The sequence below is a fragment of the Ruegeria sp. CDSB117 genome, assembly GCF_059611005.1.
In genome coordinates, this window is sequence record NZ_JBXWOS010000003.1 from 263,521 (window position 1) to 278,728 (window position 15,208).

The window sequence follows — 15,208 nt, forward strand, 5'->3', positions numbered from 1 at the left end:
ATATTCGTGTTCGGCTTGCGTTCCAGTGTAGCTTTATACGCTGAAAAACACAGCCCGGATCGAAATTCGGCGAAAATCGCATGACTTACGTCATTTTCACGTAGTTTCGACCCGGTTGTCGGTAAAGCGCTGCCGTTAGTTAACGTTGCGACACATCCAGCGCGTGTTTGATGTCTGCAAGCAGGTCTCCCGCATCCTCCAAACCGACAGAAAAGCGGATCAGGCCGGGCGTGATGCCCAATTCGTCCCTCTGATCGTCGCTCAGACGCTGGTGCGTGGTCGTTGCGGGGTGTGTCGCGATTGATTTGGCATCGCCCAGATTGTTCGAAATGACAGGGATCGTCAGCGCGTTCAGGAATGCAAACGCTGCGTCCTTGCCGCCCTTGATGTCCAGCGACAGAACTGTTCCGCCTTTGCCACCCAATTGGGCTTGGACCAATGCGTTTTGCGCATGGGTTTTCAGACCCGGATAAAGCGTCCGTTCCAGCGCCGGATGCCCCTCAAGCGCTTCTGCAATGGTCTGCGCTGTCTCGGCCTGAGCGTTAACGCGCAGCGCCATCGTTTCCAGACCTTTCAGCATGACCCAGGCGTTGAACGGGCTCAGCGCTCCACCGGTGTGTTTCAGATAGGGCTCAACCGTACCCCGGATGAAATCCTTGGTTCCAATGATGACACCGCCCAAAGCACGCCCCTGCCCGTCGATATGTTTGGTCGCAGAATAGACCACAACATCCGCCCCCTGTTCGATTGCGCGCGAGAAGACGGGCGTGGAAAAGACGTTATCCACGATGACAAGCGCGCCAACCGCATGGGCCAGTTTGGCAACCGCCTCGATATCAATGACCTCAAGCGTCGGGTTTGACATGGATTCGAAGAAAACCGCCTTGGTCTCAGGGCGGATCGCCGCTTTCCAGGCGTCCAGATCGGTGCCGTCGACAAAGGTGACGTCCACACCATAACGGGAAAGGATGTTTTCGAGGATATACAGACAGGACCCGAACAATGCCTTGGCCGAAACCACATGGTCGCCCGCCTGCAACATCGACGTCAGCGCCGCATTTACCGCAGCCATGCCGGACGCGGTGGCAAACGCGTCCTCGCCACCTTCCAGCGCCGCGATGCGCTGTTCGAACATCGAAACGGTCGGGTTGCCATAGCGGGCATAAATAAACTCATCCGGGCCGGATTCGATAAACCGCGCCTCGGCTTGTTCGGCTGTCTCATAGACGAAGCCCTGTGTCAGAAAAATTGCTTCGCTGACTTCGTTGTATTGGCTGCGACGGATGCCGCCATGGACGGCTTGGGTGCGTTTGTTCCAGCTCTCGCTCATCTCATTCCTCTCGACCCTTGTCTGGCAAGGGCATCAAAAAAACCCCAGACGCGGTCAAGCGAAAGGGGCCTTTCATCCTGACCTTTTAGCGGTGTTGTTTAGCGTGGCCCGCAATCCGGTAACAAATCGCCACGTAGCTTCTGCGATGCAAATACGCCGCGCATTCTTGGCCGTCAAGCCCGGTTGCCCTGTGTCACGCTTTCGTAACCGCCTCTTGCCGATTGCGCAGAATACCGCATCATCGCTTCAACCTGAGGAGGCACCATGATCGATCTATATTTCTGGCCCACGCCGAATGGCTGGAAGGCGTCCATCGCTTTGGAAGAGATGGACCTTCCCTACACCACTCACCTGATCAATATCGGCAAGGGTGATCAGTTCGACCCCGAGTTCCTTAAAATCGCGCCTAACAACCGGATGCCTGCCATCGTTGACCCGGACGGCCCGGATGGCGCGCCGATCTCGGTTTTTGAGAGCGGCGCGATCCTGATGTACCTGGCCCGCAAGACAGGTCGCTTTTACGGCAACACCGAGCGTGACCGGATCGCCGTCGAGGAATGGCTGATGTGGCAAATGGGCGGCGTCGGCCCAATGGCCGGTCAGGCGCATCACTTCTTGAAATACGCGCCAAACCTCGAGCCGCCGCAGGACCTGCCCTATGCCAAAGACCGCTACCGCACCGAGGTCGGGCGGCTGTACGGAGTATTGGACCGGCGGTTGGCCGAAAATGAATACGTCGCGGGCGATTTCTACTCGATCGCGGACATGTCGGTCTGGGGCTGGGCCAGCCTGTGGGAAGGTCAGCAGCAGGTATTGGATGACAAACCCCATTTCGCCCGCTGGCTTGAAACGGTAAGTGCCCGCCCCGGTGTTCAGGCCGGACGCGCGCTACATGCGGAGTTGCGCGGGGATCATCGGGACAAGCGAGCTCAGAGCAACCTTTTTAAACGGTGAAGCTCAATTCACTCTTGAAACACAACAAAACACTGTGCCATCGCTGGCATTGCAATGGCGCGACACATATTTGATTTAAAACACATTTTCAGGCGAGAAGTTTAAATGGCATATGTTTGTTACTACCCTGCAACCGGTCGTTACCTAAAAGGGTTCAAGTTGCCCGGTTGGAGCGAAAAGTACCACTCCGGCGAAATTGCGGATGATGTTGCGAGCGTCTTTCATACTGGTCAACGGCGCTTAGAACCTGGTGAGGCACCGAAAAAAGTGCTACTCAAGAAACAGGCGGCAAAGCTCCCAGACATATTCTCTGCGTCGGGTGGCGCTCGGATTATCACTGATCGCGTGCGTCAAATTTTGGAAGCATTCGATCCGGGTGTACACCAAATCCTTCCGATCGAAGCCTTTTACAGAGATGGGTCAAAGCCCGATACAGCATATTTTTTCATGAACGTGACCAAGCGCCTAGACACAGTCATCGATGAGGCATCCAGTGTTGAGATGTCTTGGCAATTTTCAGGTATCAAAACGACTGAGCGAATGGAGTTGTCCCCTCCATCCTCAAAAGACTTAGTTTTGCGAAAGGAGAAAACTGCTGGGAACAATCTTTGGCGTGAGAAAAGATACCTACATCTGCCACTGTTAATGTCCGACGAAATGCATGCCGAGTTCAAAGCCCAAAAGATCAAGGCCTACCATTTTTGGCGCGCTGAAGAGCGATAGTCTTATTCTGGGGTCAGCCCGACCCCTCTCCCCGCACCAGCATGTCCAGCATGCCCGAGATATCCTCGACCTCTTCCGCGATCACATCGGTCATCGAATGCGCCCGCTGAATGTTGATTTGAGCTCGGGCAACCGGGACAAGCAAGCGCAGAGCAGTTTGTTCAAGCGATAAGGTTTTTCTGCTATACTCTGGCTTTGTATAGGAAAAGGATTGTACAAAGCCCCGCCCTATCCGCACTTCGCGCAGACGTACCAAGGCCGGTCATGATACAATCGGTCCGAGCTGACAAGGGAACGAGTTATTTTATGCGAGTATTGGCCCCTCTGTTTGTATTATGCGCAGGCATGGCGAGTGCTACGCCGGATTGCGAAGAACCTGCGCAGGCTCAAGCGCATGAGCTTGTTGCGTATGAACCGTCCACTGAACTGGACGTTCTCTTGGAGGAAGGCACCGCACCTGTTCCCCCTAAGCAAGAGCTGACTGTTTCCCCCAGACCGCGGCTGCGGCCCTGCAAGTTTCGTCTGATCGAAGTCGGCCGCGAAAGGATGCGCGAACGTGGTGCAGTGTGTGGCGACTGGACTATTCTCGGCGAAAAGCGAAAACCCTTTAGAGGGAAGTACCAGGGATGCGGCATTGCTGATCCGGTGCGCATTCGCATGGTATCTGACGTCCTTCTCAGCCAATTGGCGTTGATGGATTGCGGAACCGCCATCACACTCAAAACATGGTTGGAGAACACAGCCAAACCGGCCTTTGCGAATCTGGGCGGCGGCCTGAAAGGATTGCGTCTGGCTGGTCATTATGCGTGCAAGACGCAGAACAATCAGCCACGCGCCCGGATTTCGGAACATGCCCGTGGCCGCGCAATCGACATCTCATCCTTCATACTTTTGGATGGCACCGTGATCACTGTGCGCGACGGATGGGCAGCCGAAGATACAAGCGATGTTATGCACGAACTGCACGCAGGCGCCTGCGGTCTGTTTGGCACCGTGCTGGGTCCTGACGCCGACCGCTATCACAAAGGGCACTTCCATTTTGACACAGCGCGCCGCCGTAGTGGACCCGTTTGCCGCTGACGGACTACCCCTCCCCCCGCACCAGCACATCCAGCATGCCCGAGATATCCTCGACCTCTTCCGCGATCACATGGGTCACCGAATGCGCCCGCTGCATCCGGCCCGTGACCCGCAGCAGCCGCCCCGAGATCACCGCCCGGCGGAAACGTTCATAGATCTTGCGCCAGACCACCACGTTCACGATGCCGGTCTCATCCTCGAGCGTGACAAAGATCACCCCCTTGGCCGTCCCGGGCCGCTGCCGCAAGATCACCAGCCCCGCGACCGCCACCAGCGCGCCCTCGGGCGGGTCGTTCAACCGATTGGCGGGCAGACACGCGGGCGGCCGCGGCCAGTTCCGGTTCGTAGATATAGGGCGGGTAGGCAACACAATCATGAGAACAAAAATAGAACATACGCAGGGAAAGTCCATAGACGGCGTGACGAGTCGCAAATGAGGCTGGAAAGACCTAAATGCCTTCACTAAGGAAGAATTCGACAAGCGAAAGAGGAAGACGCAAGCAATGGCAAAGATCACCTATGTCGAGCACGGCGGTACCGAACATACAGTCGAAGTCGCCAACGGCCTGACCGTCATGGAAGGGGCCCGTGACAACAATATCCCAGGCATCGAGGCCGATTGCGGCGGCGCCTGCGCCTGTTCGACCTGCCATGTCTACATCCACCCGGACTGGGTCGAGAAGGTTCCGGCCAAGGACGACATGGAAGAGGACATGTTGGACTTCGCCTTTGAACCCGACCCCGCCCGCTCGCGTCTGACTTGCCAGATCAAGGTCACTGACGAATTGGACGGGCTGGTTGTTCAAATGCCCGAAAAGCAGATCTGATGCTTTTCAAAGCGATCGCGGCTGCCGCGATCGCAATTGGAATCTTTCCGAGCCAGACAAGATCTCAGCAGCCATGGCAGTATGAGCCGCTGGGTTCGGCAGAGTACTCCGAACCCACTGCGCGATACCCGCACGGGGTACTCGGTGATCAGATTGAATACGGCGCCCTGATCCTGCAATATGCGCCGGAATGGGCGAAATACACAATCCGGCTGCCAAAAGAGCGCGTTTTCGAAGATATCCGACCGCGCCTGATTGATATTGACAACGATGGCCGTCGCGAAGCTCTGGTGGTTGAAAGCCATCGTGACAAAGGTGCACGGCTTGCAATCTACAATGGCGGCGGTCTGATCGCCGCTACGCCCTACATCGGCACCCGCTTTCGCTGGCTCGCTCCGGTCGGTGCCGCCGACCTGGATGGCGACGGCAACGTCGAGATCGCCTATGTTGATCGCCCTCACTTGGCCAAAACCCTGCGCATATGGCGATTTACAGACGGCGAATTGATCGAAATCGCATCGCTGCCCAATCTCACCAATCACCGCATTGGAGAAGATTTCATCTCCGGCGGTCTGCGCGATTGCGGCGGCACTCCGGAACTGATCCTTGCCAACGGCAACTGGACCCGCGTCATCAGCGTCACTTACGAAAACGACTGGACCACCCACGACCTCGGCGCGTTTACCCGCCACAAAAGCCTGAACAACGCACTCAAGTGCTGATCCGCCTCTTCATCTGGCTAAAAATTTCCTGTGAGTGAGGCGATAGGCCGAAGGGGCAAAGCCCCCTGACCTACCGACTGTTCAAAGAGCCCGCCAGCCGATATCGCGGCGGTAAAAGCCTTCGGGCCAATCCACACCTTCAACCATCGCATATGCCCGGTCGCGAGCCTCTTGCAGTGTATTCCCGCGCGAGGTCACATTCAGCACGCGCCCGCCTGCGGCTTGAACCTGCCCATCAACGGCCTTAGTGCCAGCGTGAAAGACCATATTGCCGCTGTCCTCAGGAAGCGCATCCAAGCCCTTGATCGCAGATCCTTTTAGGTAGGAGCCCGGATACCCCTGTGCCGCCATCACAACGGTGATCGCATGATCGTCGGCCCAGTTTACCTGTGTCTCGCTCAAACGGCCCTCGGCCGCGGCATGAAGCAGGTCCAGAACCTGGGCACCAAGCCGCATCATCAGAACCTGGCATTCCGGGTCACCAAAGCGGACGTTGTATTCGACCAACCTCGGTTGGCCATCCTTGATCATCAACCCCGCATACAAAACGCCTTGAAATGGCATGCCCCGGCGCTTCATTTCGGCCATGGTCGGGCGCACGATCTCTTCCATCGCGCGCGCCTCGATCTCGGCGCTCAGGACCGGGGCTGGGGAATACGCCCCCATACCGCCTGTGTTTGGGCCCGTGTCGCCTTCTCCCACGCGCTTGTGATCCTGCGCGGTGCCGATGGACAGAATGTCCTCGCCATCACACAAAACGAAGAGAGATGCCTCTTCGCCCTCCATGAACTCCTCAATCACCACCTCGGCCCCTGCGCCACCAAAAGCGCCGCCGAACATGTCGTCGATGCCCTCCAGCGCGGTCTGTTCGTCCATGGCGACGATCACACCCTTACCTGCCGCCAAACCATCGGCTTTGACTACGATCGGCGTGCCCTGTTCGCGGACGTAAGCCTTGGCAGGCTCGGCCTCGGTAAACCGCGCATAAGCCGCAGTCGGTGCGTTAGAGGCGTCACAGATTTCCTTGGTGAAACTCTTCGATGCTTCCAACTGCGCCGCATCGGCGGACGGGCCAAAGACCAGCACACCCGCTTCACGCAGACGATCCGCGACGCCAGCGGCCAGGGGCGCTTCGGGGCCGACAATCACGAAATCAATAGCGTTCTCTTCGGCAAAGCTGACAACCGCACCGCCGTTTTCGAAATCCAACGCAGCACAATCGGCGATCTGCGCAATCCCGGCATTTCCCGGCGCCACGATCAGACGGTCACATTTGGGATTTTGCATCACCGCCCAGGCGAGGCTGTGTTCCCGCCCGCCGCTGCCGAGAATAAGGATGTTCATGAAGGTCTCCGATCTGCTTGGCCTCGCCTTCCGGGCGTTCTAAGCTGGCCGGGCATTTGACACAAGGCGCTGAAATGTCCGACCTGCTTGATGACCCGATCCCGGGCCAAAACACCCCAGAATACTCCGTTTCGGACATCTCGGGCGAAGTGAAACGCACGCTGGAAGGCACGTTCGGGCGAATCCGTGTGCGTGGTGAGGTCGGACGCGTGTTCACAGCGCGCTCGGGGCATCTGTACTATGACATCAAGGATGATCGGAACGTTTTGGCCTGCACCACCTGGAAAGGTCAGGTTTCGGGCCTCTCGGTGGTGCCGGAAGAAGGTCTTGAGGTCGTGGTCACCGGTCGCCTGACGGCCTTTGGCGCGCAATCGAAATACAACCTGAACGTCGATGAGGTCGCGGTCGCCGGGCAAGGCGCTTTGATGGCGCTGCTGGAAAAGCGCAAGAAACAGCTTGAGGCTGAAGGTTTGTTCGCACCCGAACGTAAAATGCCTCTGCCCTACCTGCCCCAGATTATTGGCGTGGTGACATCACCATCTGGCGCTGTGATCCGGGACATCCTGCACCGCCTGCGGGATCGCTTCCCGCGCAAGGTGCTGATCTGGCCTGTCGCTGTACAGGGCTCCAACTGCGCAACAGAAGTTGCGCGGGCCATCGACGGTTTCAACAAACTGACGCCGGGCGGCTCACTGCCTCGACCCGACCTGATTATCGTCGCCCGTGGCGGCGGTTCGATTGAAGACCTTTGGGGGTTCAACGAAGAAATTGTCGCGCGTGCGACGGCCGCTTCGGACATTCCGCTGATTTCGGCCGTTGGTCACGAAACAGATACGACGCTGATCGACTTTGTATCAGACCGCCGCGCGCCAACGCCGACCGCCGCGGCCGAGCTTGCCGTGCCGGTTCGAATGGAACTACTGGCCTGGACGGGTGAGCAAGGCGCTCGTCTGTCTCGTGCCGCGACGGATGCGGTTCAAAGGCGGTCTCAACGGCTTCGCGACCTGTCCCGCGCGTTGCCGCGCCCGGAAAGCCTGTTGAACACCCCACGCCAACGACTTGATTTGATTGCAGATCGACTGGCGCCCGCACTGAATCGCGGCGTCCAGAACCGGCGTTTGCAGGTGGTCGAACTGTCTGCACATCTGCGCCCGTCGACTTTGCGCAACCTCGTGTCGACCAGAAACGAATCTTTGCGCAACCTGTCATCCCGTCTGTCCTTGCGCCCAATCCGGCGCGAAGTCGAACAGCAACGACATAATATCAACAGGTTGGAAGAACGAATGAACACGGCGCAGGCCACGCGACTGGATCGGATGCGGCAACAGCTGGACGCCGCCGACCGCCTGCGTGAAACACTAAGCTACAAAGCTACACTGCAACGTGGTTATGCTGTGGTCCGGGCCGAGGGAGAGGTTCTTACGACCAAGAAACAGGCCTCAAAACACAGCACGTTCGAGATCGAATTCGCGGATGGCCTCCTAAATACTGGTCAGCCCACGGCTTCGCGGGCGGCACCAAAAAAACCGGCCAAGAAAGATGCACCTGATCAGGGCTCTCTGTTCTAGCGACCTTCAGACGCCAATCTCGGGGCCGAGACAGACCATCTCTTCATTGATATCTTCGGCCTCGTACAGCTCGGTGGCTTCCGAGTTGCCTTCGAACAAGGCGGTCAACCCCCTGTCGGTCTTGGAAAAGACCCAGCATTGCGGATCAATCCTGTCTTCATAGATGAAGCAGATCTGCCCTCCTTGTTCGTACCAAACGCCCTCTTTGCAATTGCCATCCAGAAACGACCAGATCACGCGTTTATTGGGCAAATAGCGTTCCACCCCGTACACCGTACCCTGAAACCCGTAGAACAGTGTTTTCCCACGCGTGTAGCTGTCAAACTCAGACCCGGACAAGGCAGGCTGAGCAACAGCCGCCTGCGCAGTGAGTGTCATAAGAATCGCAAGACGCGTCAGCATGAGGTCATTTTGGCAGATGCAGTTCGGCATCGCCAATAAACAATTCCCACGACCGACTGCCTTCACGTCACGGCTTGAGTTGCACTGGCGATCCCGGCGATGCTGCTAAAAAACTTAACGGGGGACAACTATGACAACCGCTCTTTTCTGGATCGCCGCCGCATGCGCTCTGGCCTATTTGCCGCTGTCACCGCGACCCGCCAGCCCTCTGCGATCCCTCTTCAAGACGGCATCTGTCGCACTATTAGCGGTGACAGCGGTTCTAAGCGGCACTGCGATGTTACTGACCCTTGCCTTGGCTCTATGTGCTTTGGGCGATGCGCTGCTTTCGCGTGAGACGGATTCGACTTTCATGGCGGGGATCGGTGCATTTGCAGCCGGCCACCTGGCCTATATCGCTCTGTTCCTCAGCCACCCAGCCAGCGACACTGCCCTGATCTTTGACAAGCCCGGTATCTTCTGGTCCCTAATCATCCTCGGCATCGTGGCCGCAACCTTGCTCGCCCCCCGCGCCGGTGAGCTCAAGATACCGGTGCTGGGCTATATCCCGATCATCCTTGGTATGGGCATCGCGGTTCTCACATTGCCCGAAACAGGCGCGCTGCGTTGGGCCCTGCCTGCCGCACTGGCCTTCATAGCCTCAGACCTGATCCTTGCGACCGAGAAGTTTCTGCTCCCCTCCAATCATCCGGCGCTGCGCTTAACGCCCTATATGATCTGGATCCTGTACTGGGGCGCTCAGGCGGGGCTTTTGATTGCGTTTTTGTGACCCTTTGCAACTGCCGCAAATCCGCATTAGGTGAGAGGAACACCTTCGGAGACCAAAAATGGCGTTTTTCTCAAAGCTCAAGGACAAGCTGTTCAAATCCTCGTCCCGCCTCGAACAGGGGCTGGATGCGATCGTCGAAGACGGTGGTGAGGAAACAACAGCCCCCGATCCGATAATACCCGAGCCCGAGCCGCAGCCAGAACCAGTTCCCGAAGTTCCACAGCCGGTGCCAGAGACACCTGAACCCGCCCCTGTGCCACAGCCGGTCGAAACTCCTGAACCCGCACCGGTCGATCCAACCCCTGCTCCGCCACCGCCCGAGGCCGCGCCATCCAAAGGGGTGTTGGGACGGCTGTTTGGCCGCAACGAAGCCAAGGCAGTTGTCCGTCGCACGTTGGACGACGACATGCTTGAGCAGCTAGAGGAATTGCTGATCGCCTCGGATATGGGCGTCGACACCGCTTTGCGGGTCACATCCAACATGGCCGAGGGGCGGTTGGGTCGAAAGCTCTCCACGCAAGAGATCAAGCAATTGCTGGCCCACGAAGTCGCCCGTGTGATGGAACCGGTTGCCAAGCCTCTGCCCATCTACCCCAAGCGCCCGCAAGTCGTGCTGGTCGTTGGCGTCAACGGGTCCGGCAAAACCACGACCATCGGCAAGCTCGCCAGCCAGTTCAAAGCCGCGGGCAAAAAAGTCGTCATCGCCGCCGGGGACACCTTCCGCGCCGCCGCCGTCGAACAGCTCCAGGTCTGGGGCGACCGCGCCGGTGTGCCGGTGCTGACCGCACCCGAGGGGTCAGACCCGGCCTCATTGGCTTTCGACGCCCTGACCCGCGCGCAGCAAGACGGCGCAGACCTGCTGATGATCGACACGGCCGGGCGCCTGCAAAACCGATCGGACCTGATGGAGGAACTGGCCAAGATCGTCCGCGTGATCCGCAAAATCGACGAGACCGCCCCGCACAACACGCTGCTGGTGCTGGACGCCACCACGGGCCAGAACGCGCTAAGCCAGGTTCGAACATTCCGCGACCTCGCTGACGTGTCAGGGCTGGTCATGACCAAACTCGATGGCACCGCCAAAGGTGGCGTATTGGTTGCACTGGCCGACAAGTTCGGCCTGCCAATCCATGCCATCGGCGTTGGAGAACAGATCGACGACCTCGCCCCCTTCGACCCTGAAGAGTTCGCCGCCGCCCTCACCGGTCTGGACCAAACCTGATCCCCCCTTCATCTGGCCCCAAATATCTTCCGGGGGTCTGGGGGTGGAAAACCCCCAGCCTCTCCACCCAGCGAAAAGACTGACATTTGAGCGACTGGCTGATTTCTCTCGAAGGCACCGAAGCGGGCCATCAGCTGGCTCTTGGCCTCGCTCTGATGGCCGCCTTCCTGCATGCGGTTTTTGGCGCGCTGCAGAAGGGTCGCCACGATCCCTGGCTGTCCCGTGGGGCAATCGACGCCTGCTATTGCCTGATGGCGGCCCCTTTTGCCTTTTTCGTGGTGCCGTGGCCCGAACCCTACATGTGGTCTATCTTCGCCGTGGTCTGGCTGATCCACATCGCCTACAAGGTCCTTCAGGCGATGGCCTATACAAAGGGTTCATACACCGTCGTCTACCCGGTCGTACGCGGCACTGGCCCCCTATTCACGGTCATCGGCGCCTATCTTCTCTTCGGCGAGACCTTTACCGGAATTCAGTGGTTTGGCGTTTTGGTCCTGCTGGCCGGTATCTTCGGCCTGGCCGCCTATAATTTGCGTTTTCTGGAAACCAACCGGGAAACGCTGGGCATCGCGCTGGTACTGGCCATCGCAACCGGCCTGTTTGTCGCGCTCTACACCACTTATGACACCTATGGTATCCGTGCCACCGCCGACCCGTTCACCTTTCTGGCGTGGTTTTTCATGATCGACGGTTTTGCGATGCCGATTTACGCATTCCTCAGATGGCGCGCCATGATCAACCGCCCTGCCGTTGGACCATTGATGTTGCGGGGCTTGGCCGGAGGCATCATCGCCCCTATGTCCTTCGGAGCAATCATGCTGGCCACCCGCCTGGACAAGGTCGGCGAAGCCGCCGTCCTACGTGAAACCTCGACGGTCTTTGCGGCCCTAATCGGGTGGCTGGTGCTAAAAGAAACCGTGGGCCCAAGACGGGTCGCGCTGATGGCATTGATTGCATTGGGCGCCGTAATAGTTGAAATGGGCGGGTAAAAATCAGGAAACCGACATGTCAGGCAAAAAAGAAATCAATCCATTTCTGAAACAGGCGTTAGAGCTTGGGCCCCCACTGGCCTTTTTCTTCATCTACCTACGTCTGCGTGACGACAGTTTCCTGATCGGAGGCATTGAATATTCAGGCTTTATCATTGCGACGATCATCTTCGTCCCTCTGATGCTGGCCGCCATGGGCATCCTCTGGGTCCTGACCGGCAAACTTAGCCGGATGCAGATATTCACCGCCTTCATGGTCATCTTCTTTGGGGGCCTGACCGCTTGGTTCAATGATGAGCGGTTCTTCAAGATGAAAACCACGCTGGTTTACGGTTTTTTCTCGGTCATCCTTGGAATTGGCCTTCTGCAGGGGAAATCCTATCTGGCCTATGTCCTCGAAGATATGCTGCCGATGCGCCATGAGGGCTGGATGATCCTGACCCGCCGGTTGTGCGGCTGCTTTGCGGTTCTGGCCGTTGCCAATGAATTTGTCTGGCGAACCATGTCGACGGACCTGTGGGTCAAAATTGAAACTTTCGCCTTTCCGATCGCGCTAATGGCGTTCCTGATGCTTCAGTTCAGTCTGTTGCAACGCTACATGGATGATCCAGACCACCAATAGGCGAACACTGATAATCGGCGCGCAGCTTAAGCGTTTGCTTTCATATTGAGCCATCGCACAGCGCGCAATCAGACAAACCAATAAAAACCTTGGAATAATAGCCCGGCTGTGGGACATTGGGGCACCACTCAACACCAGCAGCCGGAGACCCCTCAACCACATGAAGGCACTCCCAAACAGCGGATTTCTGTCCGAGGCATCAGACCGACTCAGGGCTATGCTTTCGGCACTCGCAACCGAGATTTCCTTGGATCAGGGCCAGGTGCTGTTTGAGCAGGGGGACGAAGGCGATGCGCTGTATGTGATTTCTGAAGGTACGCTCGAGGTTTCATTCCTTGCGATGAGCGGGCGCAAGCTGTCTTTGACCCTTATGAAGCCGGGCGAAGTGTTTGGCGAAATTGCGTTGTTCGACAGCGGGCCGCGGACCGCCACGATAGCAGCGGCCGAGCCATCTAGCGTGCTGCGCGTGCGCCGCAGCGACGTGATGGACCAGATCCGCCAGCACCCCGATCTTGCCGTCGACATGATCCGTCTGGCGGGCCTGCGCATGCGCTGGATGGGGTCACAGCTAAACGAACAAGTGTTCTTGCCGATGCCCATTCGTCTGGCGCGCAAATTGCTGCATCTGTCTGCCCTTCAGGACGACCCCGCCATGCGCATCACCCTGTCCCAAAGCGAATTGGCCGAGTTCGTTGGTGCCACGCGCGAAGCTGTATCCAAGACGATTTCCACTTGGAAACGCGACAATGTTGTCGAGGCATCCCGCGGCGGGTTGATGATCCAGGACTTTAACGCCCTAAAAGAACTGGCCGAATCCGACTTAATCTGACCTTGTGACCTCCTTCACATACGGCGCATGCCAAAATAGCTAATGTCTTAGTTGTTACCGTAGGGGGCCAGAGAATCATCCCCGATATCTGTCCACTGGCCTCTCCCTGTACCAGAGCCATGCGCCTCCCCGGCGTGTGGCTCACCTACTTTCAGCGCCACGTGGAACGGAAAAGGCCGAGGCATTGCCCCGGCCTTGTCACAACGTTTGATGTGGTGCGTTACTCGCCCAGGCTCAGCGCCACAAAGCGGGGGTCGCCACCGCGACGTACAAGCAACAACAGCGATTTACGCCCGGCCTCACGCGCCTCTTCCATGCGTGCTTCCAGATCTCCAATCGACGTTACCTTTTGCTGTCCAGCCTCGGTGATCAGATCACCGGCGCGCAACCCTTTGGAAAACGCCTCAGAGGCCTCATCCACTTCGGTTACAACCAGTCCCTCGGCGTCCTCTTCAAGACCAAGGTCCGTACGTAGCGTGTCCGTCAGTGGCGAAATGGTCAGGCCCAGAATAGCAGCGTTCTCTTCCGTTGGAGCCTCAGACGTTTCCTCATCGCCCTGCTCGGCCCGTTCGGCATCCTCACGACGTCCCAGAGTAACCAGGACGGTCTGTGTGCCGCCATCGCGATGCACGACAACACGCACGGCTTTGCCTACGGTCGTCTCACCGACCTGACGCACAAGACCGCGTGTATCTTCGACCTCGACCCCATCAAAGCTGAGGATCACGTCACCAGCCAGCAGTCCGGCATCCTTGGCCGGCCCATCCGGAACATCGCTGATCAGCGCACCGCCCGGCTTGGCTAACCCCATTGCCTCGGCCATGTCCTCGGTAACATCCTGAATGCGAACGCCTAGCCAACCGCGGCGGGTTTCACCGAATTCGCGCAGTTGATCGACCACCTTGACGACGACGTTGGACGCCATCGAAAAGCCGATCCCGATCGAACCGCCATTGGGCGACAAAATCGCTGTATTCACACCAATTACTTCGCCATTCATGTTGAACAGCGGACCGCCCGAGTTGCCCCGGTTGATGGCCGCGTCGGTCTGGATGTAGTCGTCATACGAACCGCTCAGCGCCCTGTTGCGGGCCGAAACTATCCCGGCCGAAACCGAGAAGCCCTGCCCCAACGGGTTGCCCATGGCAATAACCCAATCACCGACGCGGGCGACGTCACTGTCGCCAAACTGCACGTATTGCAGCGGGCCCGGGGCCTCGACCTTCAGCAGCGCAATATCGGTTTTCTCGTCCGTGCCGATCACCTTGGCAGGCAGCTCCTCCGGCGGCTGTCCATCACCGGGGAAGAACTCCACCAGGATTTCATCGGCCTCGGCGATCACGTGATTGTTGGTGACGATGTAGCCGTCCTCGGAAATCACGAACCCCGAACCCAGCGCGTTGCTGCGGCGCGGGCGATTTTCATCATCACCGTTCCGGTCCTGAAAATCGCGGAAGAAATCCTCGAAGGGCGACCCTTCGGGCACAATGCCCTGCGGTCCGGTCTGGCCTTCAATCAACGTCGAGGTGGTAATGTTGACCACGGCCGGGCTGATCTTTTCTGCCAGCGGCGCCAGGCTTTCGCTCCGCGCCTGTGCTGCGACGGTTTGGGCCAGAACAAGAATCATCCCTGCAATGGCCAGCCACATCAGCCGCATGAAACCAACACCCTCGTCCTGCCGGACTGAAATACTGCGTGCGTGTGCCTGCACTTGGGAACTCCTTGTCAACAAGTCTTGTAAAACTGCCCTCGGGCAGATCTTCTCAGGAACCAATGTAGTCGGTTTGTCCTTGCCCGCAACTCGGGATCGCGGGGAAATCACCTGCA

Annotated in this window: 17 protein-coding genes and 1 riboswitch; of the genes, 11 read left to right on the top strand and 6 right to left on the bottom strand. The window is 58.1% G+C overall.

What is annotated here, in order from left to right; all coding sequences use genetic code 11:
- Window positions 1–139: 139 nt before the first annotated feature.
- On the bottom strand, window positions 140–1,330 hold the full coding sequence (gene metZ, locus AC2FJC_RS05895) for an O-succinylhomoserine sulfhydrylase (RefSeq protein WP_496738784.1): 1,191 nt from the start codon (window positions 1,328–1,330) through the stop codon (window positions 140–142).
- A 65-nt stretch (window positions 1,331–1,395) separates the two neighbouring features.
- Window positions 1,396–1,473, bottom strand: a riboswitch (SAM riboswitch).
- A 121-nt stretch (window positions 1,474–1,594) separates the two neighbouring features.
- Here metZ and AC2FJC_RS05900 point away from each other — a divergent pair.
- On the top strand, window positions 1,595–2,284 hold the full coding sequence (locus tag AC2FJC_RS05900; protein WP_496722170.1) for a glutathione S-transferase N-terminal domain-containing protein: 690 nt from the start codon (window positions 1,595–1,597) through the stop codon (window positions 2,282–2,284).
- Between the two features lie 105 nt (window positions 2,285–2,389).
- Window positions 2,390–3,007 carry an imm11 family protein gene (locus tag AC2FJC_RS05905; protein ID WP_496722169.1) on the top strand — a complete coding sequence of 206 codons (618 nt, stop codon included), beginning with the start codon at window positions 2,390–2,392 and terminating at the stop codon, window positions 3,005–3,007.
- A 13-nt stretch (window positions 3,008–3,020) separates the two neighbouring features.
- Here the strand turns inward: AC2FJC_RS05905 and AC2FJC_RS05910 are convergent, their stop codons facing one another.
- Window positions 3,021–3,263, bottom strand: coding sequence for a hypothetical protein (locus tag AC2FJC_RS05910; RefSeq protein ID WP_496738785.1), 243 nt, complete (start codon window positions 3,261–3,263; stop codon window positions 3,021–3,023).
- A 50-nt stretch (window positions 3,264–3,313) separates the two neighbouring features.
- On the opposite strand from AC2FJC_RS05910, the gene AC2FJC_RS05915 reads away from it, so the two are divergent.
- Entirely contained in the window at window positions 3,314–4,087 is a 774-nt protein-coding gene (locus AC2FJC_RS05915) for an extensin-like domain-containing protein (protein WP_496738786.1), read from the top strand.
- Between the two features lie 4 nt (window positions 4,088–4,091).
- On the opposite strand, the gene AC2FJC_RS05920 is transcribed toward AC2FJC_RS05915, so the two are convergent.
- Complete coding sequence (locus AC2FJC_RS05920; RefSeq protein WP_496722965.1) at window positions 4,092–4,463, bottom strand: OB-fold nucleic acid binding domain-containing protein; 372 nt, start codon at window positions 4,461–4,463, stop codon at window positions 4,092–4,094.
- Between the two features lie 127 nt (window positions 4,464–4,590).
- On the opposite strand from AC2FJC_RS05920, the gene AC2FJC_RS05925 reads away from it, so the two are divergent.
- Both AC2FJC_RS05925 and AC2FJC_RS05930 read left to right on the top strand, forming a co-directional pair.
- Window positions 4,591–4,914: a 2Fe-2S iron-sulfur cluster-binding protein gene (locus AC2FJC_RS05925; protein WP_170383687.1), complete on the top strand. Its 324-nt coding sequence runs from the start codon at window positions 4,591–4,593 to the stop codon at window positions 4,912–4,914.
- The gene (locus tag AC2FJC_RS05930; protein WP_496738787.1) at window positions 4,914–5,636 is read left to right on the top strand and encodes an FG-GAP repeat domain-containing protein; all 723 of its coding nucleotides are present in this window, start codon (window positions 4,914–4,916) and stop codon (window positions 5,634–5,636) included. The genes AC2FJC_RS05925 and AC2FJC_RS05930 overlap by 1 nt, the downstream gene beginning before the upstream one ends.
- A gap of 81 nt (window positions 5,637–5,717) precedes the next feature.
- Here the strand turns inward: AC2FJC_RS05930 and purD are convergent, their stop codons facing one another.
- Window positions 5,718–6,980: a phosphoribosylamine--glycine ligase gene (gene purD / locus AC2FJC_RS05935; protein ID WP_496738788.1), complete on the bottom strand. Its 1,263-nt coding sequence runs from the start codon at window positions 6,978–6,980 to the stop codon at window positions 5,718–5,720.
- A gap of 74 nt (window positions 6,981–7,054) precedes the next feature.
- On the opposite strand from purD, the gene xseA reads away from it, so the two are divergent.
- The gene (gene xseA, locus AC2FJC_RS05940) at window positions 7,055–8,548 is read left to right on the top strand and encodes an exodeoxyribonuclease VII large subunit (protein ID WP_496738789.1); all 1,494 of its coding nucleotides are present in this window, start codon (window positions 7,055–7,057) and stop codon (window positions 8,546–8,548) included.
- Window positions 8,549–8,554: 6 nt separating this feature from the next.
- On the opposite strand, the gene AC2FJC_RS05945 is transcribed toward xseA, so the two are convergent.
- Complete coding sequence (locus AC2FJC_RS05945; RefSeq protein ID WP_496738790.1) at window positions 8,555–8,950, bottom strand: hypothetical protein; 396 nt, start codon at window positions 8,948–8,950, stop codon at window positions 8,555–8,557.
- Between the two features lie 130 nt (window positions 8,951–9,080).
- Here AC2FJC_RS05945 and AC2FJC_RS05950 point away from each other — a divergent pair, with 130 nt between their 5' ends.
- The 5 genes from AC2FJC_RS05950 to AC2FJC_RS05970 all read left to right on the top strand — a co-directional run bounded on the left by AC2FJC_RS05950 (window position 9,081) and on the right by AC2FJC_RS05970 (window position 13,381).
- Entirely contained in the window at window positions 9,081–9,719 is a 639-nt protein-coding gene (locus tag AC2FJC_RS05950) for a lysoplasmalogenase family protein (RefSeq protein WP_496738791.1), read from the top strand.
- A 58-nt stretch (window positions 9,720–9,777) separates the two neighbouring features.
- A complete protein-coding gene (ftsY, locus tag AC2FJC_RS05955) occupies window positions 9,778–10,941 on the top strand; it encodes a signal recognition particle-docking protein FtsY (protein WP_496738792.1) in 1,164 nt (387 codons plus the stop codon).
- Window positions 10,942–11,027: 86 nt separating this feature from the next.
- Entirely contained in the window at window positions 11,028–11,930 is a 903-nt protein-coding gene (locus AC2FJC_RS05960; RefSeq protein WP_496738793.1) for a DMT family transporter, read from the top strand.
- Window positions 11,931–11,946: 16 nt separating this feature from the next.
- Window positions 11,947–12,552 carry an inner membrane-spanning protein YciB gene (locus AC2FJC_RS05965; protein WP_496738794.1) on the top strand — a complete coding sequence of 202 codons (606 nt, stop codon included), beginning with the start codon at window positions 11,947–11,949 and terminating at the stop codon, window positions 12,550–12,552.
- 160 nt (window positions 12,553–12,712) lie between these two features.
- A complete protein-coding gene (locus AC2FJC_RS05970) occupies window positions 12,713–13,381 on the top strand; it encodes a Crp/Fnr family transcriptional regulator (protein ID WP_058274845.1) in 669 nt (222 codons plus the stop codon).
- Window positions 13,382–13,601: 220 nt separating this feature from the next.
- Here the strand turns inward: AC2FJC_RS05970 and AC2FJC_RS05975 are convergent, their stop codons facing one another.
- On the bottom strand, window positions 13,602–15,038 hold the full coding sequence (locus AC2FJC_RS05975) for a Do family serine endopeptidase (RefSeq protein ID WP_496738834.1): 1,437 nt from the start codon (window positions 15,036–15,038) through the stop codon (window positions 13,602–13,604).
- Between the last annotated feature and the right edge of the window lie 170 nt (window positions 15,039–15,208).